The 18,921-nt window shown below is 73.1% G+C and carries 17 protein-coding genes and 2 tRNA genes; 11 read left to right on the top strand and 8 right to left on the bottom strand.

Features of this window, described 5'->3' with window-relative positions; all coding sequences use genetic code 11:
* The first annotated feature begins 116 nt into the window (after window positions 1-116).
* Window positions 117-788, top strand: a complete 672-nt coding sequence (locus ACZ4VA_RS01035; RefSeq protein ID WP_468079165.1) for a bifunctional DNA primase/polymerase — start codon at window positions 117-119, stop codon at window positions 786-788.
* A tRNA-Lys gene (locus ACZ4VA_RS01030) sits at window positions 779-852 on the top strand. Before ACZ4VA_RS01035 ends, ACZ4VA_RS01030 begins: the two co-directional genes overlap by 10 nt.
* A gap of 150 nt (window positions 853-1,002) precedes the next feature.
* Here the strand turns inward: ACZ4VA_RS01030 and ACZ4VA_RS01025 are convergent.
* Complete coding sequence (locus tag ACZ4VA_RS01025; RefSeq protein ID WP_356237639.1) at window positions 1,003-2,532, bottom strand: M6 family metalloprotease domain-containing protein; 1,530 nt, start codon at window positions 2,530-2,532, stop codon at window positions 1,003-1,005.
* Window positions 2,533-2,887: 355 nt separating this feature from the next.
* Here ACZ4VA_RS01025 and ACZ4VA_RS01020 point away from each other — a divergent pair, with 355 nt between their 5' ends.
* The gene (locus tag ACZ4VA_RS01020; RefSeq protein ID WP_356173147.1) at window positions 2,888-4,852 is read left to right on the top strand and encodes a putative bifunctional diguanylate cyclase/phosphodiesterase; all 1,965 of its coding nucleotides are present in this window, start codon (window positions 2,888-2,890) and stop codon (window positions 4,850-4,852) included.
* Here ACZ4VA_RS01020 and ACZ4VA_RS01015 read toward each other — a convergent pair.
* Both ACZ4VA_RS01015 and ACZ4VA_RS01010 read right to left on the bottom strand, forming a co-directional pair.
* A complete protein-coding gene (locus tag ACZ4VA_RS01015) occupies window positions 4,828-5,922 on the bottom strand; it encodes an LLM class flavin-dependent oxidoreductase (protein WP_468079163.1) in 1,095 nt (364 codons plus the stop codon). The genes ACZ4VA_RS01020 and ACZ4VA_RS01015 overlap by 25 nt on opposite strands.
* Window positions 5,923-6,009: 87 nt before the next feature.
* Window positions 6,010-6,744, bottom strand: coding sequence for a maleate cis-trans isomerase family protein (locus tag ACZ4VA_RS01010; RefSeq protein WP_355782201.1), 735 nt, complete (start codon window positions 6,742-6,744; stop codon window positions 6,010-6,012).
* Window positions 6,745-7,066: 322 nt separating this feature from the next.
* On the opposite strand from ACZ4VA_RS01010, the gene ACZ4VA_RS01005 reads away from it, so the two are divergent.
* The 8 genes from ACZ4VA_RS01005 to ACZ4VA_RS00970 all read left to right on the top strand — a co-directional run bounded on the left by ACZ4VA_RS01005 (window position 7,067) and on the right by ACZ4VA_RS00970 (window position 13,842).
* Window positions 7,067-8,026 (top strand): D-2-hydroxyacid dehydrogenase, encoded by a 960-nt coding sequence (locus tag ACZ4VA_RS01005; RefSeq protein ID WP_468079617.1) that lies wholly within the window; start codon window positions 7,067-7,069, stop codon window positions 8,024-8,026.
* Window positions 8,027-8,061: 35 nt separating this feature from the next.
* The gene (locus ACZ4VA_RS01000; protein ID WP_355782204.1) at window positions 8,062-9,528 is read left to right on the top strand and encodes an amidase; all 1,467 of its coding nucleotides are present in this window, start codon (window positions 8,062-8,064) and stop codon (window positions 9,526-9,528) included.
* Between the two features lie 10 nt (window positions 9,529-9,538).
* Window positions 9,539-10,462, top strand: a complete 924-nt coding sequence (gene ehuB / locus ACZ4VA_RS00995) for an ectoine/hydroxyectoine ABC transporter substrate-binding protein EhuB (protein WP_355782207.1) — start codon at window positions 9,539-9,541, stop codon at window positions 10,460-10,462.
* Window positions 10,459-11,190, top strand: a complete 732-nt coding sequence (gene ehuC, locus ACZ4VA_RS00990) for an ectoine/hydroxyectoine ABC transporter permease subunit EhuC (RefSeq protein ID WP_355782210.1) — start codon at window positions 10,459-10,461, stop codon at window positions 11,188-11,190. The genes ehuB and ehuC overlap by 4 nt, the downstream gene beginning before the upstream one ends.
* Window positions 11,187-11,837: an ectoine/hydroxyectoine ABC transporter permease subunit EhuD gene (gene ehuD / locus ACZ4VA_RS00985; protein WP_355782213.1), complete on the top strand. Its 651-nt coding sequence runs from the start codon at window positions 11,187-11,189 to the stop codon at window positions 11,835-11,837. The genes ehuC and ehuD overlap by 4 nt, the downstream gene beginning before the upstream one ends.
* Window positions 11,827-12,660, top strand: a complete 834-nt coding sequence (ehuA, locus tag ACZ4VA_RS00980) for an ectoine/hydroxyectoine ABC transporter ATP-binding protein EhuA (RefSeq protein ID WP_389389623.1) — start codon at window positions 11,827-11,829, stop codon at window positions 12,658-12,660. The genes ehuD and ehuA overlap by 11 nt, the downstream gene beginning before the upstream one ends.
* 226 nt (window positions 12,661-12,886) lie before the next feature.
* Window positions 12,887-13,645, top strand: coding sequence for an IclR family transcriptional regulator (locus ACZ4VA_RS00975; protein ID WP_356173152.1), 759 nt, complete (start codon window positions 12,887-12,889; stop codon window positions 13,643-13,645).
* A gap of 123 nt (window positions 13,646-13,768) precedes the next feature.
* Window positions 13,769-13,842, top strand: a tRNA-Lys gene (locus ACZ4VA_RS00970).
* 124 nt (window positions 13,843-13,966) lie between these two features.
* Here the strand turns inward: ACZ4VA_RS00970 and ACZ4VA_RS00965 are convergent.
* The 5 genes from ACZ4VA_RS00965 to ACZ4VA_RS00945 form a co-directional block, all read right to left on the bottom strand.
* A complete protein-coding gene (locus ACZ4VA_RS00965; protein WP_468079158.1) occupies window positions 13,967-14,620 on the bottom strand; it encodes a response regulator in 654 nt (217 codons plus the stop codon).
* Complete coding sequence (locus ACZ4VA_RS00960; RefSeq protein ID WP_468079156.1) at window positions 14,605-15,849, bottom strand: sensor histidine kinase; 1,245 nt, start codon at window positions 15,847-15,849, stop codon at window positions 14,605-14,607. The genes ACZ4VA_RS00965 and ACZ4VA_RS00960 overlap by 16 nt, the downstream gene beginning before the upstream one ends.
* A gap of 125 nt (window positions 15,850-15,974) precedes the next feature.
* Window positions 15,975-17,636, bottom strand: coding sequence for an AMP-binding protein (locus tag ACZ4VA_RS00955; protein WP_388903884.1), 1,662 nt, complete (start codon window positions 17,634-17,636; stop codon window positions 15,975-15,977).
* A 108-nt stretch (window positions 17,637-17,744) separates the two neighbouring features.
* On the bottom strand, window positions 17,745-18,170 hold the full coding sequence (locus ACZ4VA_RS00950) for a hypothetical protein (protein ID WP_356237634.1): 426 nt from the start codon (window positions 18,168-18,170) through the stop codon (window positions 17,745-17,747).
* 114 nt (window positions 18,171-18,284) lie between these two features.
* Window positions 18,285-18,902, bottom strand: coding sequence for a lytic polysaccharide monooxygenase auxiliary activity family 9 protein (locus tag ACZ4VA_RS00945; RefSeq protein WP_355793450.1), 618 nt, complete (start codon window positions 18,900-18,902; stop codon window positions 18,285-18,287).
* Between the last annotated feature and the right edge of the window lie 19 nt (window positions 18,903-18,921).

The following is an 18,921-nucleotide window of genomic DNA, read 5'->3' as shown; positions in this document are numbered from 1 at the left end:
CCGCAAGGCGATGTGGCATATGCCAGGCGGGCAAGATACTCCTCCCCCCGCCCTCCTGTCCCGACTTCCGGCAACTCTCCGGAACAGGGCGCTCACCCCCGGTAGATGTAGACGGCATGAGCGACACACGGGACCAGGCAGGCATCTCCCCTCGCGGCTCCGGCGTGGACGCGCCGTCCCCCGACCGCTACGACGTCTCGGACGTCACCTCGGAGGGCGCCGCGTGGCTCGCCTCCGCCGGAACGTATCCGCGCAGCACGCTCGCCCTCTGGGAGGAGCGCCCCGCCGCCCCGGTCGTCCTGCCCTGCGGCGCGGCCTTCGACGTCGTCAACGCCCCCGCCGTCTTCGGACGCCGGATGCTCGACCGGCTCTGGGACGAGGGGCCCGGCTCCGGCCCGGTGGCCGTCTACCGGGGGCGCATGCTCCTCTTCGCCTCGCCCGGCACGGCCCAGCGACTGCCTTCGCTGCTGGCGTGGGAGGACTGGGGTTCCCGGTCGGACGCGGGGCCCGGACGGTGCGGTGCGGTCCCGCCGCTGCTGTGCCACGGCACCGGGGACGCCGTCACCGTGCCGGCCCTGACCACGGCGACCTGCGACGGCCCTGACCGGCCCGAATCCCGGTGGCTCGTCGCTCCCGACTGCCGGCAGCCGTGGCTCCCGGGGCCCGAGATCGTGCTCTGGGCGGCCGTCCGCGCGGCCCGCGCAGCGGCCTCCGCGGCGGTGCGGATATCGATTTTTCCTCCCGCCGATCAGGATGCTAAGGTCTACGACGTCAGCAGGCGCCGCTAGCTCAGTTGGTTAGAGCAGCTGACTCTTAATCAGCGGGTCCGGGGTTCGAGTCCCTGGCGGCGCACGTTGCAGATGGCGAGACAAGTTCGCGGAGACGCGAATCTGTCTCGCCATCGTCGTTTCCGCCCCGTACCGACGTCCGCCGTACGGAAGCCGACACCGAGAGCGCGCGTGCTCGCCGCCGCGTGGCGCCCGGCCGCCTCTCCCCCGCCGCTCAGCCGAGCGTGATCTTCACCGTCCAGGAGCCCGACGCCGTACGGTCCTCGGCCTCGACCCGGACGTTCTCGCCCGGCACCGTGAAGCTCTCGCCCAGTCCGACCGGCGCGTCCGCCAGCGGCGGGTAGACCGAGTCGTCCCAGCACCCCTCGGACCGGGGATGCGCGTCGAGCACCTCGATGGGACCGCCGCCCGACTCGGTCTCGCTGCGGACGCGGTACACGAGGACGCCCTGCGTGCAGGTCGCCCCGTCGTTGCCCTCCGGGGCGCGCACCTCGACGGCGAGCGCGCTGTCCGGCCCGGTGCGCACCACGGCCAGCTTCGTGCCGCGCCCGGTCGTCAGCGTGCGGGCGCCGAGGCCCAGGGCGGGCCTCCCGGAACCGATCGGCTGCTCGGCCGTGCCGGCGCTCCGTCCGCCCGCGCCGTCGAACTGCGCCCCCGGCTCCGGGGTCCGGTGGTCCGGTCCCACGCCTGCGGCGTCGGCGCCGGGGGGCTGCTCGTCCAAGCCCGGGAGCCGTCCGGCGGGACGCGGCCGGGCTCCCGGCATGCCCGGCTCCTCCGCGGCGTCAGCCGGCGGCGGGCCCGCGGCCGCCGTCCCCGCCGGCCCCGTGCCGAGCGGTTCGAGGGTGAGGCGGGTGCTGCCCGACCCCGAGACGCAGCTGACCTGGCGGGGTTCGAGCCAGCCCAGCTTCCACTTGTGCCAGCCGAACAGGTCCGGCGACAGGCCGAACTGACTGCCCATCAAGTCCCAGTCGCCGACATGGGTGTCCCAGTCGCCCTTGCCGTCGGAGGGCCGGTGGTAGAGGTCGGGCAGGTCGAAGACGTGGCCCGTCTCGTGGGCGAGGACGAGCCGGTCCGGCGGGTGCTTCTCGAAGACCGTGACCACCCGCCGGATCTCCTTGCCGTCGGCGCGCAGCGGAGTGTCGAGGTTGACCACCTTCGTCGCGTCCGAGTCGACGCCCGGCGCGTCCGGATCGGCCACGAGGTAGACGATGTCGTACCGCGAGAAGTCGACCCCGGCGTCGGCCGCCCGCAGCGCGTCGCGGAGGTAGGCGCCGCGGTGCGCGGCGTTCCAGTCGCGCCGTATGGCGTACGCCGTGGAGGGGCGTGGCATCCGGATCCACTGGCGCCGCGGGTGGGGGCGCAGCGTGAACTTGCCGTAGGAGGCTCGCTCGAAGAAGCGGGTGGTGGACGGGAAATAGTCGGCGGTGAGTTCGGCGGGTGTGGTCGTGGGCTCCGAATCGGGGAATGAAAGAAACACCATGACCGCGTCGAGGGCGCGGGTGGGGCGCGGATAGGAGGCGTTCCAGGTGTCGACGCCCTCCGAGTGGTGCGCCGGGGTCCGCTTCAGGACGCACGGCGCCGCGAGTGGTTCGGCCAGTGCCGGAGCGGTGACCAGTGAGGTGGCGGCCAGGGCGGTCAGCGAGGTGAAAGCGGCGGCGGTACTGCGCAGGCGGGGCGCCCCGTCACGGGTGAGACTCCGCAGGGCCTCGCGAGTGAGCCCCTTCAGTGGCAGCGGACGCGGCACGTCGACCTCCGGATGCGGTTTTCAGGACACCGCACCCAGACTGTGTGCATTTGTAGTACTACGCCCTGTTTGTCTGCACCAGAAGAGTGAGAGTGCTCGAAGGACGACACCCCGAGCACTCACAGAACGTCACAAGCGATCGCCGCAGGAAGGAAGCTGTCCAGGGGCGGGCAGAAACGATCTGCCAGAAGGGACGGTTCCGCCGGGACGCCGGAGAGTGGCTGGAAGGCCCCGGGGCCAACCTCTATGATCGGCACACTTTCCTGCACGGGCCCGGCTTGTGCGGCCGTCCCCCGTTCGGCCGAGTACCCCGACGAGACCCATACGAAGAACGAGTGCACTGCGGGAGCGAGCGGTGAGCGGAACGTCCGAAGGGCCGGCGCCCGCGGCAGACCTCATCCGGCCGGCCGTCACAGAGCGTCACATCGACACATCTCCTCGTACGCCCATGCCGTCCCACCCCACGGCCGGCGCGCCGCCGGGCACGGCCACCGCGGAGACCCGGAGCGAACCCGAGGAGACGCTGCACGAGGCGGTCGCCGACGCGCCGCTCGACGCCGTGTCCGCCCTCCGGACCGGCCGGACCTTCGGTGCCGCCTTCGCCGCCGCGCCGCTCGCCATGGCCGTCGTGGACCGCGAGGACCTGGTGGTCATCGCCAACGACACGCTGGGGCTGCTGCTGGGCACCGGCTCGGACGCGCTCGTCGGGCGGACCGCGTCCGACCTGGTGGACCTGGCGTCCGACCCCCGCACCTGGCACGCGTACCGCGAGGTGCTGGGCGGCCGGCAGGCACGGCTGCGCTGCACGCGCCGGATCAAGCACCCCGACGGGTACAGCCTCTGGGTGCAGGTGACGGTGACCCCGCTGCCCCAGGAGGAGGCGGTCCTGCTGTCCGTCGCCGACGTCAGCGCCCGGCGTGAACTCCAGGCACGGCTGCGGCACTTGCAGATGCACGACCCGGTGACCCGGCTGCCCAACCGCACCCTGTTCTTCGAGCGCCTGACGGCCGCGCTGGAGGCGGAGGCGTACGAGGAGAGCGGCACCGGCCGGATCGGCCTGTGCTACCTGGACCTCGACGGGTTCAAGGCGGTCAACGACACCCTCGGCCACCGCGTCGGCGACCGGCTGCTGGCGGCCGTCGCCGAACGGCTGACGCGCTGCGCCGAGCAGGCGGGGCACGCCAGGGCCGCCACGCCCCTGGTGGCCCGGCTCGGCGGCGACGAGTTCGCCCTGCTCGTGGAGGACTCCACCGGCACCGAACAGCTCGCCGACCTCGCCGAGTCGGTGCTGCGGGCACTGGAGGCACCCTTCGACCTGTCAGGACGGCGGCTGTCGGTGTCGGCGTCCATCGGCGTGGTGGAGCGGCACGCGGCGGGGACCACCGCGACCGGGCTGATGCAGGCCGCGGACACGACGCTGTACTGGGCCAAGGCCGACGGCAAGTCCCGCTGGACCCTCTTCGACCCGGAGCGCAACGCCCACCGCATGACGCGCCAGGCGCTGTCCTCCACCCTGCGCCCGGCCATCGACCGCGAGGAGTTCGTCCTCGAGTACCAGCCCCTGGTGAGCATGGAGGACGGCGGGGTGCGCGGGGTCGAGGCGCTGGTGCGCTGGAACCACCCGCAGTTCGGGATGCTGACGCCGAATCGGTTCATCGGACTCGCCGAGGAGGACGGCTCGATCGTGCAGTTGGGCCGGTGGGTGCTGGCCACCGCCTGCCGGCAGGCCCGGCGCTGGCAGCTCGACCACCCGGACACGAAGCCGATCTTCGTCAGCGTGAACGTGGCGGTGCGCCAGGTCTGGGACTCGGACCTCGTCGAGGACGTGGCGCACATCCTCGCCGAGACCGGACTCGCCCCGCATCTGCTGCAGTTGGAGCTCACCGAGTCCGCGGTGATGGGCTCGGCCGGCCGTCCCCTGCAGACCCTCCAGGCGCTCAGCGACATGGGCGTGCGCATCGCCATCGACGACTTCGGCACCGGGTACTCGAACCTGGCGTACCTCAGCCGGCTGCCGGTGTCGGTCCTGAAGCTGGACGGCTCCTTCGTCCGGGGCTTCCAGTACGAGAACCCCGACGGCGCCGACGGCCACCCCAACCCCGCCGACGAGGTGATCGTGGAGGCCCTCATCCAGCTGGCCCACCGGCTCGGGCTGACGGTCACCGCGGAGTGCGTGGAGACCTCGGCCCAGGCGGGGCGGCTGCGCGGGATCGGCTGCGACACCGGGCAGGGGTGGCTCTACTCCCGCCCGGTGGCACCGGACCGCATCGCCGAGCTGCTGACGGCTCCGGCCGTTCAGGCGGGCGCGGGCAAACCGTAGGCGTCCGCGATCAGTTCGTAGGAGCGCAGCCGCACGTCGCCACCGTGCGCGTTGCCCGTGATCATCAACTCGTCGGCGCCGGTGCGCTTCTGGAGGTCGTCGAGGCCGGACCGCACCTCGTCGGCGGTGCCGTGGATGACGTTGGCGTTCCAGCTGTCGACGAACTCCCGCTCCATGGGCGAGAAGTCGTAGGCCTCCGCCTCCTCGGGCGTCGGCACCAGGCCGGGGCGGCCGGTGCGCAGCCGGACCATGTTGAGGGCGGCGGCGAGGACCTGGCGGCGGGCCTCCTTCTCGTCGTCCGTGGCGAGGGCGGAGACGCCGATGAGGGCGTACGGCGCGTCCAGGACCGCGCTCGGCCGGAAGGACTCGCGGTAGAGGTCCAGGGCCGGGATCGTGTTCTGGGCCGAGAAGTGGTAGGCGAAGGCGAACGGCAGGCCGAGGACGCCGGCCAGCCGGGCGCTGAAGCCGGAGGAGCCCAGCAGCCAGACGGGGGGCCGGTGCGGGGACTGCACGCCGCCGGGCGAGGTCGCCTGGACCGGGCCGGGGACGGCGTGGATGCGGGCGTAGGGGTGCCCGTCGGGGAAGTCGTCGTCCAGGAAGCGGATCAGCTCCGCGAGCTGCTCGGGGAAGTCGTCCGCGCCCTCGTTCAGCCGGTCCGTGCGGCGCAGGGCGGCGGCGGTGGCGCCGTCGGTGCCGGGGGCCCGGCCGAGGCCCAGGTCGACCCGGCCCGGGGCCATGGCCTCCAGCGTGCCGAACTGCTCGGCGATGACCAGCGGGGCGTGGTTCGGCAGCATCACGCCGCCCGAGCCGAGCCGGATGCGGTCCGTGTGGGCGGCCAGGTGGGCGAGGATCACGGCCGGTGAGGACGAGGCGACACCCGGCATCGAGTGGTGCTCGGCGACCCAGTAGCGGTGGAAGCCGCGGGATTCCGCGAGACGGGAGATGGCGACGCTGGTGCGCAGCGCGTCGGTCGCGGTACGGCCCGCGCCGACCGTGACGAGGTCCAGTACGGAGAGGGGTACCGGGGCGGTGCCCTGCGCCCTGCCTCGGATTTCGTCCGTCTCTGCCACCGGGGTGCCTCCTGTTTGCTTCGTCGCGTGCTCCTCGTTCCACGAACAGGAGGGTGTCCCCGGTTATTCCCGGCGGCCGGGTGGCGGTCAGGTCTGGACGACGGGTTCCCGGGTGAAGAGGGTGCCGAGTCCGGGGGCGTTCACGCGGCGGTCCGCGAGCCGCAGGGCCTCCCAGACGGTGACCTGGGCGGCGGTGAGGACGGGCTTGCCGAGTGCCCGCTCCAGGGCGGGGAGGTGGGAGGCGGTGTGCAGGGCGGTGTCGGGGAGGAGGACGGCGTCCGCGTCGGGACGGTCGCCCTCCCGGGCGAGGGCGAGGATCTCGGCCTCGCCCCAGGTGCCGGCGTGGGCGGCCGTGCCGGCCCCGGCCCCGCGCACCGCGACGACCTCGACGCCGGCGTCCCGCAGGAAGGACGCGAACAGCGCGGCGACGTCGTCGGGGTAGGCCGCCGCCGCGACCGCCACCCGCCGGGCGCCGATCTCGCGTACCGCGTGCGCGAAGGCGAGGGCGGTGGAGGAGGCGGGCAGACCCGCCGTCCGGGCGAGGCCGCGGATCTGCTCGTGGGCGCCTTCCCAGCCGTACACGAAGCTGCCGCCGGCGCAGGCCCACACGACCGCCTCCGCGCCGGACAGCCGCAGCTCCTCCACGCCCGCCGCGAGCCGGGCCGCGGAGCCCGTCTCCCGCAGGGCGTCGACGCGGTGGACGTCCTCGCCGAGGTCCGTGTGGACGAGGGGGAGGCGGACGTCGCTGCCCAGGAGCTGCTCCATGCGCGGATAGTCGTCCTCGGCCGAATGGCCCGGGTAGAGGAATCCGAGTGCGGTCATGCCCGACCTTCCTGTTCTTCCGGCGCTGCGGGCCGCCGCCGCGCGAAACCGGCCGGTCGGCGTCGGCGGGACCCACTGCCCGGGTACCCCGTCGGCGCCGCGGGGCCCACACCGTGAGCGGATCGGCCGGGATCACCGGGACGAGCGGTCCGGTCTCCGGCCGGGGAGCGTCCTACTGCGGGAGGGCGTCGTGGGTGGGCCGCCGACCGCGGGGCCGTGTTGACGAAGGCCGGCCCGGGTGCGAGCGTGGGCGATCAGCGCAGCTCGGACGGCCTTTCCCTTCCAGAGAAGCGGACGCGCAGTGCGAAACGGTTCCTCCTCGATGTCCGGCGGCCGGTCCGGGACGACCCTGCTCGTCCTGGACGCCGAGCCGCTCCCCCGCCTCGGCCGGCTGACCGGGCGGGTGCGGATCGAGCACGCCGACGAGTCCACGCTGGCCGAGCGGCTGCCGCGGGCGGACGTGCTGCTGGTGTGGGACTTCACCTCGCACGCCGTGCGCCATGCCTGGCCCGGCGAGGGCCCGCGGCCGCGGTGGGTGCACACGGCGAGCGCCGGCACGGGCCACCTGCTGTGCCCCGAACTCGTCGCGTCCGACACCGTGGTGACCAACGCGCGCGGTGTCTTCGAGCAGCCGGTCGCGGAGTACGTCGCCGCCCTCGTCCTCGCGATGGCCAAGGACCTGCCGCGCACCTGGGCGCTCCAGCGCGAGCGGGAGTGGCGCCACCGCGAGTCGCAGCGGGTGGCGGGCACCCGAGCGTGCGTGGTGGGTTCCGGGCCGATCGGGCGCGCGATCGCGACGACCCTCAAGGCGCTCGGCGTCACGACGGCGCTGGTCGGACGCACCCCGCGGACCGGCGTCCACGGCCCCGGCGATCTGGACCGGCTGATGGCGCGGGCCGACTGGGTGGTGGCCGCGGCGCCGCTGACGGATGCCACCCGGGGCATGTTCGACGCCCGCCGCTTCGGGGTGATGCAGCCGTCCGCGCGCTTCGTCAACGTGGGGCGCGGTCGGCTCGTCGAGGAGGAGGCGCTGGCCGAGGCGCTGGCGAAGCGGTGGATCGCGGGCGCCGCGCTGGACGTCTTCGAGCACGAGCCGCTCGGCCCCGAGAGCCCGCTGTGGGACGTCCCCGGGCTGATCGTGTCGCCGCACATGAGCGGGGACACCGTCGGCTGGCGGGACGAACTCGGCGCGCAGTTCCTGGAGTTGTTCGACCTCTGGGAGAGCGGGAGGCCGCTGCGGAACGTGGTCGACAAGCAGCTCGGGTACGTACCCGGGCACTGAGGCACGCGCAGGGTCCTGACTCCTTGGAGGGGCGGATGACCGAACTCACCGAGCTGACCGCGCTACAACTCCTCGACGGGTACCGCAAGGGCGAGTTCAGTCCGGTGGACGCGACCCGCGCGGCCCTGGAGCGGGCCGGGCGGATCCAGCCCGCCGTCAACGCCTTCGTCCGCCTCGACGCGGACGAAGCCCTGGCGCGGGCGCGGGAATCGGCGGACCGCTGGCTGCGCGGCACGGCCACGGGGCTGCTCGACGGAGTTCCGGTGACCGTGAAGGACCTGGTCCTGCAGCGCGGCGGACCGACCCTGCGGGGCTCGACGACCGTGGATCCGCAGGGCCGTTGGGACGAGGACGCGCCCTCGGTGGCCCGGATGCGCGAGCAGGGCGCGGTTTTCCTCGGCAAGACGACGACGCCCGAGTTCGGCTGGAAGGGGGTCACGGACTCGCCGCTGTCCGGGGTGACCCGCAATCCGTACGACACCTCGCGCACGGCGGGCGGTTCCAGCGGCGGCGGCGCGGCGGCCGTGGCGCTGGGCGCGGGCCCGCTGTCGCTGGGCACGGACGGGGGCGGCAGCCTCCGCATCCCGGCGGCCTTCTGCGGGATCTTCGCGCTGAAGCCGACGTACGGACGGGTCCCGCTGTATCCGGCGAGCGCCTTCGGGTCGCTGGCGCACGTGGGCCCGATGACCCGGGACGCCGCGGACGCGGCCCTGCTGATGGACGTGATCAGCGGTCCCGACGTGCGCGACTGGTCGGCGCTCGGGCCGGCGGCCGGTTCCTTCCGGGCGGCGCTGGAGGGCGGGGTGCGCGGGCTGCGGGTGGCGTACTCGGCGTCCCTGGGCGGGCAGGTCGCGGTCCGTCCGGCGGTGGCGGCGGCGGTGCGGCGGGCGGTGGAGCGGCTGGCGGGGCTCGGGGCGTACGTCTCCGAGGCCGACCCGGACCTCACGGACCCGGTGGAGGCGTTCCACACGCTGTGGTTCAGCGGGGCGGCCCGGGTGACCCGGCGCCTCGGGCCCCGGCAGCGGGAGGTGCTCGACCCGGGCCTGCGGGAGATCAGCGCCCTCGGAGCCCGGTTCAGCGCGCTGGACTACCTGGCCGCCGTCGACGTACGGGCGGAGCTGGGGCGGCGCGCGGGGCTGTTCCACCGCTCGTACGACGTGCTGGTGACACCGACGCTGCCGCTGACCGCGTTCGAGGCGGGCGTGGAGGTCCCGAAGGGCTCGGGGCACCGTCGCTGGACGGGCTGGACCCCGTTCACGTACCCCTTCAACATGACGGGGCAGCCCGCCGCGAGCGTGCCCGTCGGGACGGACGCCGACGGGCTGCCGGTCGGCCTGCAGATCGTGGCCGCCCGCCACCGCGACGACGTGGTCCTGCGGACGGCCCACGCCCTGTACGCGGCGGGCGCGGCCGGGGTCGCACCCCCGGTGCCGACGGGGTCGAGGGCGCCGGGTCCACGAGCGGAGGGAACTGATCCGAATAACCCGGGTGGTCTCGGGTAGCCGCGCCGCCATGGCTCCACCACTTGGGAACGACACTCAGGACGTACACATAGGAAAACCCAGCCGGCGGTCGCTGCTCGCGGGTGCTTCGGCGCTCGGCGCGGTCGCCGCGCTGGGGGCGGCCGGCTGCAGCCGGGTGGCCACGGCCTCCGCCGCCGGGGGCGGTGACCTCCTCGGCCGGCTGCGGGCGCAGGGCGTCGTACGCCTCGGCATCGCCGGGGAGATCCCCTTCGGGTACATCGACCGGAACGGCGAACTGACCGGCGAGGCGCCGGAATTGGCGAAGGCCGTCTTCAAGCGGCTCGGCGTCGACCGGGTCCAGCCGGTGCCGACGGAGTTCGGCTCGCTCATCCCGGGGCTCAACTCCCAGCAGTTCGACGTGGTCTCCGCCGGGATGTACATCAACCCGGAGCGCTGCGAGCAGGTCATCTTCTCCGACCCGGACTACCAGATGCTGGACGCGTTCGTCGTCCGCAAGGGCAATCCGAAGGGGCTGCACGACTACAAGGACGTCGTCGAGAAGAAGGCCAGGTTCGCCACCGGCACCGGCTACGCGGAGATCGCGTACGCCGTCGAGGCCGGTTACAAGGAGAGCGACATCCTGATCGTGCCGGACCAGGTGGCCGGGCTGAACGCTGTGGAGGCGGGCCGCGTCGACGTGTTCGCCGGTACCGCGCTCACCGTGCGCGAGGTGGTCAGGAAGTCCGCGAAGACGGAGAGCACGAAGCCCTTCGCACCGCTGGTGAAGGGTAAACCGCACGTGGACGGGGGCGGGTTCGCCTTCCGGCCGACCGAGACCCGGCTGCGGGACGCCTTCAACGCCGAGCTGCGCAAGCTCAAGGCGAGCGGTGAACTGTTCCGCATCCTGCGGCCGTTCGGCTTCACGAAGGCCGAGATGACCGACATGACCGCGAAGGAGCTCTGCCGCGGATGACCTCGGGACTCTGGGAACTCGTACTGAGGGGGATCTGGACCACCGTCCAGCTGCTGGTGCTCAGCGCGCTGCTGGCCGCGGCCGTCTCCTTCACCGTGGGTATCGCGCGCACCTCCCGGCTGTGGATCGTCCGCTTCCTCGCGGGCTTCTACACCGAGGTGTTCCGCGGCACCTCCGCACTGATCATGATCTTCTGGGTGTTCTTCGTGCTGCCGCCCGCGTTCGGCTGGCAGCTGGTGCCCCTGTGGGCGGGCACGCTCGCGCTCGGCCTCACCTACGGCGCGTACGGCGCCGAGGTGGTGCGCGGCGCCCTGAACTCCGTCGACCCGGCGCAGCGCGAGGGCGGGATCGCGCTCAGCTTCACGCCCTGGCAGCGGATGCGGCTGATCCTGCTGCCGCAGGCCGTGCCGGAGATGATGGCGCCCTTCTCGAACCTGCTGGTGGAACTGCTCAAGGGCACCGCCCTGGTCTCCGTCATGGGCATGGGCGACCTGGCGTTCAGCGGCAACCTGGTGCGGCTGGCGCTCCAGGAGAGCGCGGAGATCTACACGTACGTCCTGCTGATCTACTTCGCGATCGCCTTCCTGCTCACCCGGATCATGCGCGGGCTGGAGCGACGGCTGAAGGCGGGGCTCGGCCGGGCGCCCGCGCCGAGCAGGACGTGGTCGCTGCGGCGTGCCGCGGCGGACACCGCGACCGTCGGCGCCGGGACCGGAGGTGCGCGATGACCTGGGACTGGAGCGCCGTCGGTGACTTCATGCCGCAGTTCCGGGACGGCCTGCTGATCACCCTGCAGGCGCTGGTGCTCGGCTCGCTGATCTCCTTCGCCCTCGGGCTGGTCTGGGCGCTGCTGATGCGCACGCCCTCGCGCTGGGTGCGCTGGCCGGTCGGGGTGGTCACGGAGTTCGTCCGCAACACCCCGCTGCTGGTGCAGCTGTTCTTCCTCTTCTACGTGCTGCCCGAATGGGGAGTCACGTTCTCCGCGCTGACCACCGGTGTGGTCGCGATCGGACTGCACTACTCGACGTACACGATGCAGGTCTACCGGGCCGGTATCGAGGCGGTGCCCGCCGGCCAGTGGGAAGCGGCCACGGCGCTCAACCTGCCCCGCACGCGCACCTGGACGGCGGTGGTCCTGCCGCAGGCGATCCGCCGGGTGGTGCCCGCGCTGGGCAACTACGTCATCTCGATGCTCAAGGACACACCGCTGCTGATGGCGATCACGGTCCTGGAGATGCTCGGCGAGGCACGGCTGTTCTCGCAGGAGCACTTCCAGTTCACCGAGCCCCTCACGGTCATCGGCGTGGCCTTCATCCTCATTTCCTATCCGGCTTCCCTCCTCATGCGAGCCCTGGAGCGACGTCTTGTCCGCTGACACCAATCCCGCACAGACCGTCGAGGACGCCGCGAAGACGGCCAATCCGCCGGTGGACGGCAGCGAGCTGATCCGCTTCGACAGGGTCACCAAGCGCTTCGGGGACAACACCGTCCTCGACGGGCTCGACTTCTCCGTCGACTCGGGCAAGCACGTCACGCTGATCGGCCCGTCCGGCTCCGGCAAGACGACGATCCTGCGGCTGCTGATGACCCTGACCAGGCCCGACGAGGGCACCATCAGAGTGGGCGGCGAGTACCTGACCCACGAGGAGCGCAACGGCCGGCTGGTCCCGGCCGGCGAGAAGCACGTCCGCGAGGTCCGCAAGAACATCGGGATGGTCTTCCAGCAGTTCAACCTGTTCCCGAACATGAAGGTGCTGCGCAACCTCACCGAGGCGCCCGTCACCGTCCTCGGGATGTCCCGGGACGCGGCCGAGGAGCGGGCCCGGGAGCTGCTCGAACTGGTCGGGCTGACCGAGCACCTGGACAAGTACCCGAGCCAGCTCTCGGGCGGTCAGCAGCAGCGGGTGGCGATCGCCCGGGCGCTGGCCATGCGTCCCCAGGTGCTGCTGCTGGACGAGGTGACCTCGGCGCTCGACCCCGAGCTGGTGGCGGGCGTCCTGGACGTGCTGCGCGACATCGCCCGCACCACCGACATCACGATGCTGTGCGTGACCCACGAGATGAACTTCGCCCGTGACATCTCCGACCAGGTGCTGATGTTCGATTCCGGCCGGGTCATCGAGGCGGGCCCGCCGGAGAGGATCTTCGGTGACCCGGAGCACGACAGGACCCGGGAATTCCTCAGCGCGGTCCTCTGATCACGCGAAGTGAACAGGACAAGGCGCGAGGTCCCGCGCCTGGGGCATGACCACTGACCGATGACACTGACATATGCCAGGGTGGCGCGTTCCTGCTGAGCGAGGGGAACGCGCCGCCAATCTCATCAACGGACGGTCACCGCAAGCGCTTTGGCGGTTATCGTGAAGTGAGCCCACTGTCCGGGCTCCCTCTCTTCGAGACGGCCGAAAAGCGCAGGGGGAAACCGTGGCGCTGATGAACGAGCCGACCGCACCCCACCACTCGGCTCAGGACGCCCTGCGCGTCCTGGAGACGGTGGCGGGCCACGCGACCGGCATCACCGACATCCGACTCGCCCGCCTGACCGGCCTCGGCACGGAGCGCCTGACCACGCTCCTGCGGATGCTGCGTCGTGAGGGATACGTCGAGCAGGTCACCGACGGCGCCTACGTCGCCGGTGCCGCCCTCGGCAGGCTCAGCTCCGCGCACGGCCGCGACCAGGCCCTGCGGGAGAAGCTCCAGCACACCCTCGACCGGCTGCGCGACTCCTTGGGCGCCGCCGTCTACATCAGCCGCTACATCGACGGCGAGGTGCACGTCACCCAGTGCGCCGAGGGCCCGGCGACGCCCGCGGTCAACGAGTGGGTGGACTTCCGCTCCTCCGCCCACGCCAGCGCCGTCGGCAAGAGCCTGCTGGGCCAGCTGGACCTGAACGGGCGGCGCGACCACCTCGCCCGCCACAAGATGGCCCGGCTCACCTCGCACACCATCACCAGCGAGCGGGTGCTGCTCAGCAGGCTGGACGCGCAGCCGCCCACGGTCCCGGTGCTCGACCTCCAGGAGTACGCGGTCGGCACGGTGTGCGCTGCCGTCCCCATCACCGCGGGCTCCTCGGTCGGCTGCCTCGCGCTGTCACTGCCGGTCGAGCACGCGCACCGGCTCCGCCGGGCCGCGGACACACTGAACCGGGGTGCGGCGCCGGTGCTCCTCTCCCTGGCCCTGTAGGACCCGTCCGGCGCGCCCGCGCGCACGGCCGATCGGGCCGGCGCCGGGTGGTCCGGAGCACCCCCGGGGACCGGGTATTATTTTTCATGTCGCCGCCCCGCGAGAGCGGGAGGCGAGAGTCATGCGCCGCTAGCTCAGTTGGTTAGAGCAGCTGACTCTTAATCAGCGGGTCCGGGGTTCGAGTCCCTGGCGGCGCACATCGCCGATGGCGAGGGGTGTTCACGAGCGATCGTGGACGCTCCTCGCCATCGCTGTTTTCCGCGCGGCCCGCGTCGCCCGGGTCGCCCAGCGCCCCGCCCCGCCTCGCGCGACGGCTCCGGATCAGCCCCGCAGATAGGCCAGCACCGCGAGGACCCGGCGGTGGGTGTCCTCCGCCGGGGGCAGGTCCAGCTTCCCGAGGATGTTCCCGATGTGCTTGCCGACGGCGGCCTCGGTGACGACCAGCTCCCGCGCGATCGCCCCGTTCGACCTGCCCTCCGCGACCAGCCCGAGCACCTCCCGCTCGCGGGGTGTCAGCGCCGCCAGCGGGTCACGCCGGCGCCGCAGCAGCTGCCGTACGACCTCGGGGTCGACGACCGTGCCGCCGGCCGCGACCCGTTCCACCGCCTCCGCGAACTGCTCGACCTGCCCGATGCGGTCCTTGAGCAGATAGCCGACGCCGGTGCCGTCCCCGGTGTCGAGGAGGTCGGCTGCGTAGGCGCGCTGGACGTACTGGCTGAGCACCAGGACCGGCAGCGCCGGATCGTCCGCGCGCAGGGCGAGGGCGGCGCGCAGCCCCTCGTCCTGGAAGCCCGGGGGCATCCGTACGTCGGTCACGACGAGGTCCGGCGCGTGCTGGGGAACCGCCCGTCGCAGGGCGTCCGCGTCCCCGACCGCCGCGACGACCTCGTGCCCGAACCGGGCCAGCACGCCCACGAGTCCCTCGCGCAGCAGCACGCTGTCCTCGGCCAGTACGACTCTCAGCGGGGCAGGCACGGAATCTCCAGGCACAGGACGGTCGGCCCGCCGGCCGGGCTCGTGACGGTCAGTGTGCCATCGAGGGCCGCGAGCCGGTCGGCGAGTCCGGTCAGGCCCGAGCCGCGCACCGGGTCCGCGCCGCCCCGTCCGTCGTCCCGCACCTCCACCCGCAGCCGCCCCCGGGCGTGAGCGCCGGTGATCCGGGCCTGCCCGGCGCCGCTGTGCCGCCCGACGTTCGCGAGCGCCTCCCGGACCGCGAAGTACACGGCCGACTCCACCGGCTCCTCGAACCTCGGCAGCTCCACCGCCACCTCCACCGGGACGGCGGACCGGTCGGCGGCGTCCGCGATCGCGTCCCCGAGCCCGTAGTCCGCGAGCACCTGCGGATGGATGCCGTGGATCAGCTCCCGCAGCTCCAGCAGGACCTGCTCCGACTCCCGCTGGGCGGCGGCGAGCCGGGCGGCCAACTCGGGCGGAGCGTCGAGACGCAGCAGACCCAGGTTCATGCCGAGCGCCACCAGCCGCTGCTGCGCCCCGTCGTGCAGGTCCCGCTCGATGCGCCGCCGCTCCGCCTCGAACGCGGCCACCAGCCGGGCCCGCGACCGTGTCACCTCGGCCAGCCGCTGCTCCGCCTCCCGCGGGGCGAGCAGCAGCCGGGCGAGCGCGGCGCGGGCCCGGGCGTACCGGTCGAGCGGCCACAGCAGCAGGAGCAGGAGGACGGCGCCCGTGGCGGCGCAGAGGGCCGCCGAGGCGTACGAGTCGACCGGCCAGAGCTTGACGACGCGGGTGTCGCCGCCGGACAGCGCGAGCTGCACGGGCGCCACGGCCATGGCGGCGGGGACCAGGACCGCCGCGGTCAGCACGAGCAGGTCCAGCGGCCACAGGACGGACGCGAGCAGCACGGTGTACGCCAGTTCGCGCCAGGTCGCGGGCTCGGTCAGCCGCAGCCGGGCCCAGGCGGCGAGGCCCGGTTCGTCCGGGGTGCGGTGGGGGCTGCCCCCGTCCGGCGGGCCCGGCAGCGCGGACGCCGGGCCGGCGAGGCGCAGCCGCCGCCGCTCCAGGACTCCGACGGGCACCCCGGACAGGGCGAGCAGCACCAGCAGGGGCAGGCCCACCAGGAGCGGGGTGAGCACGACGCCGACGACACCGAGGACCAGCAGGCCCACCAGGATCGGGGTGCCGGTCAGGACGCCGGTGACGAGATAGGCGAACGCGCGTACCGGGCCCCGGCGCAGGCTGCTGATCATGCGCCCACGGTAGGCGGCGGCGGGAGGCGCGGACCATACGCGCAGCGGGCGTCCCGGGGGTGGGCCCAGACCTACCTTCCGGGGGCGGTGGCCGGCTCCGCCGCGCGGTCGGACAGCTCCCCGTCCTACCTCCGCAGCAGCTCCTCCCGGCCGCGGGCCCGGTACTCCTCCTCCAGGCCTGCCAGGTCCGGGGCCGTCAGTCTGCGGTAGGCGTCCTCGCCCGCCGGCCGCCACCAGACGGGGTCGGGGCAGCGGAACCCCTGCCGCCGCAGCCCCGCCCGGTGGATCTTGTTGGTGGCGGTGACGGGCATGCGGTCGACGGCCCGCACGAACCGCGGGGCCATCTTGGTGCCGAGGTCCGGCTGGGCGCGCAGGAACCCGGCGAAGGCGTGCGGGTCGAAGGACGCGGCGCCGGAGCGCAGGGCGAGCGTCGCCATCACCTGGTCGCCCGCCACCGGGTCCGGCACGGCGTAGACGGCGACGGCGACGGCCCGCTCGTACCGGGCGAGGATGTTCTCGATCATGGCGGCGGCGAGGTTCTCGCTGTCGACGCGCAGCCGGTCGTCGGTGCGGCCCGCGAAGTACAGGAACCCGTCGGGGTCGCGGTAGAAGAGGTCGCCCGTCCAGTACCAGCCCTCGCGCAGGCGGGCCCGGTCGGCCTCGGGGTTGCGCCAGTACCCCTCGAAGGGGTTGGGCCCCCGGTTCACCAACTCCCCGATCGCCGCTTCGCCGTTGAGCAACCGTCCGTCGGCGGCGAACTCGGCCGCCGGGCACTCCTCGCGGGTGAGCGGGTCGACCACGGCGAGGTCGTCGCCGGGTGCCGCCCGGCCGACGGCGCCCGGCGGGGTGCCGGGCGCCCACTGGATGGCCGCGCCGCCCTCCGAGGAGCCGTAGCCCTCCACCAGCCGTACGCCGAAGCGCCGTTCGAAGGCCGCCGCGTCCACGGCGCCCGCCTCGGTGCCGAAGCCGAGGCGCAGCGGGTTGTCGCGGTCGTCGGGCCGGGCGGGGGTCGCGAGGAGGTACTGCACGGCCCGTCCGACGTAGGTGAAGTAGGTGGCACCGCAGGCCCGTACGTCGGTGAGGAACGCGGAGGCGGAGAAGCGCCGGCGCAGCGCGACACCGGCGCCGGCCGCGAGCGCGGGCGCCCAGTCGGCGATCACCGCGTTGCCGTGGAACATCGGCATGCAGATGTAGTGGACGTCGTCGCGGCGCACCCCGAAGTGGCCGGCGAGCGAGTGTCCGGCGGCGGCCAGGCGGCCCTGGGTGCAGATCGCCGCCTTGGGGGCGCCGGTCGAGCCGGAGGTGAAGTACAGCAGGAGGCGGTCGGACGGGACGGCCCGGGAGGTGTCCGGACCGGCGCCCTCGTACGGGGCGAGCAGGGCCGCGTAGGCGTCGGTGCCGGTCACCAGGACGCGTACGCCCGGGAGTTCGAGGCCGGCGAGCAGCGGCAGGTGCGCCTGCTCGGTGACCAGCACCCGGCAGTCGGTGTGGCGGATGTCGCGAACCAGTTCGGGGCCGCGCCGGGTCGGGTTGATCCCGGCGACGGCGGCCCGGGCCAGGGCCGCCGCGCCCAACCACATCGGGTACTCCGGGGTGTTGTCGAGCAGCACGCCCACGTGCGGTGGCGCGCCGGGCGGCAGCAGGTCGGCCAGGAGGGCCGCCCGGGCCGCCGCGCCGGCGGTCACCTGGTGGTGGCTGAGCACGCGGCCCTCGAACCACAGCCCGGGCCGGTCGTCCCCCCAGCCCGCTCCCACGAGCTCCGCGACGGTGCGTCTGATGGACCCCATGGCAGCGCACCATAACTGACGGTACGTCAGATGGCGATGGTCACGACGCCTCCACCGAAGGCGAGGGCGTCGGTCGTCACGGGACAGGGGCTGTCCGAGGTCGCGGCCTCACCAGTACTCGACCGCCACCTTGGTGAGGATGACGACCGCAACCCCGAGGACGACGAGACAGACCGTCGTCATGAATGTGTCCCTGCCGGGCCGGGGCTCCGAGGCGGTGGCCTTGTCGGGCTCGTCGCCCGCGTAGTACACGAGCGCCTCACCGCCCGCGTCCAGGCTCGCGGGGCCTCCCGCCTCCTTGAAGCGGACGGCCACACCGTCGGCCGTGGTGAAGTCGTACTCGTGCCACTGGGTGCGCTGCGGCACGTTGTTGACCATCCGGACGGTGACCCAGGCGCGCACCACCCGCGCACGTGCGGTGAGCCCGCTCTCCCAGGCGGCGCGGCGTTCCCGCGTCCGGCGCACGATCGCCCAGGCGGCCCAGAACAGCACCACGATGAGCAGCGGGAAGACTATGTGGAAGACGAAATCCATGCGCTACGTACCCCCGTACGTGAGAAAGGGTTCCACGTGCGGCGCGACCGGAGTCGGTCACGGCGCACGCGGACCCTATCCCGAGCGTTGTCGGGAGCATGGCACCCGGGTGGCTCAGAAGGTGACGTCCGAGCAGGCGTAGAAGGCGTTCGCCGTGTCGGCCACCGTCCACACCGCGAGGATGACGTGGTGGCCGCTGCGCCCGCCGGGGATCGTGCCGCTGTGCGAGAGCGTGGACGGCGGGCGCTGGTTGTTGTAGGGGACGGTGAGGAACGGCGTGGTCTCCAGGTCCGAGCGGCTGAGCGCGTGGTTCTGGTTCCACCCGTTCTTGGTGATGTAGTACTTGAAGTCGGTCGTGGCGTGCATGGCCGTGAACTGCCACCGGAAGGTGTAGCTCTGGCCGCCGGTGACCCTGGTGGTGGGCCAGGCGCCGCCGCCGGGCTTCGTCGGCTGGTTCAGCGCACCGAAGTTGGCGTGGTTCGCCGAGCAGATCTGACCGTCGGCGGGGCCGCCCGCCGGGAAGCCCTTGGGGCCCTCGACGCTCTGCGGCTCCCACTGGATGTCACCGCACCCGGTCACGGTGCCGTTCTGGCAGAGCTTCTGCCGGCTGACGGGCAGGTCGGTGTAGCCGTGGCCGGTGGCGCCGCCGCTGGAGAGCACCAGCGCTCCGGTCGTGGCGAGACCGACCACGCCCGCGTACCACTTGGCCTTCTTGGTCGTCCGTATTCGCATGCTGCCGCTCCTGGAGAAC

Source organism: Streptomyces sp. NPDC028308, from assembly GCF_055565855.1.
Note: the sequence above shows the minus strand (reverse complement) of the source record. Positions and strands in the feature narration are given on the sequence as shown.

What these genes read in the sequence shown, in the direction of transcription:
- ACZ4VA_RS01005 (WP_468079617.1), top strand. Translation starts at nt 7,067, where the DNA reads ATGTCCGGCGGCCGGTCCGGGACGACCCTGCTCGTCCTGGACGCCGAG.
- ACZ4VA_RS00945 (WP_355793450.1), bottom strand. Translation starts at nt 18,902, where the DNA reads ATGCGAATACGGACGACCAAGAAGGCCAAGTGGTACGCGGGCGTGGTC.
- ACZ4VA_RS01010 (WP_355782201.1), bottom strand. Translation starts at nt 6,744, where the DNA reads ATGACCGCACTCGGATTCCTCTACCCGGGCCATTCGGCCGAGGACGAC.
- ACZ4VA_RS01035 (WP_468079165.1), top strand. Translation starts at nt 117, where the DNA reads ATGAGCGACACACGGGACCAGGCAGGCATCTCCCCTCGCGGCTCCGGC.
- ACZ4VA_RS00960 (WP_468079156.1), bottom strand. Translation starts at nt 15,849, where the DNA reads ATGATCAGCAGCCTGCGCCGGGGCCCGGTACGCGCGTTCGCCTATCTC.
- ehuD (WP_355782213.1), top strand. Translation starts at nt 11,187, where the DNA reads ATGACCTGGGACTGGAGCGCCGTCGGTGACTTCATGCCGCAGTTCCGG.
- ACZ4VA_RS00950 (WP_356237634.1), bottom strand. Translation starts at nt 18,170, where the DNA reads ATGGATTTCGTCTTCCACATAGTCTTCCCGCTGCTCATCGTGGTGCTG.
- ACZ4VA_RS01000 (WP_355782204.1), top strand. Translation starts at nt 8,062, where the DNA reads ATGACCGAACTCACCGAGCTGACCGCGCTACAACTCCTCGACGGGTAC.
- ACZ4VA_RS00955 (WP_388903884.1), bottom strand. Translation starts at nt 17,636, where the DNA reads ATGGGGTCCATCAGACGCACCGTCGCGGAGCTCGTGGGAGCGGGCTGG.
- ehuB (WP_355782207.1), top strand. Translation starts at nt 9,539, where the DNA reads ATGGCTCCACCACTTGGGAACGACACTCAGGACGTACACATAGGAAAA.
- ehuC (WP_355782210.1), top strand. Translation starts at nt 10,459, where the DNA reads ATGACCTCGGGACTCTGGGAACTCGTACTGAGGGGGATCTGGACCACC.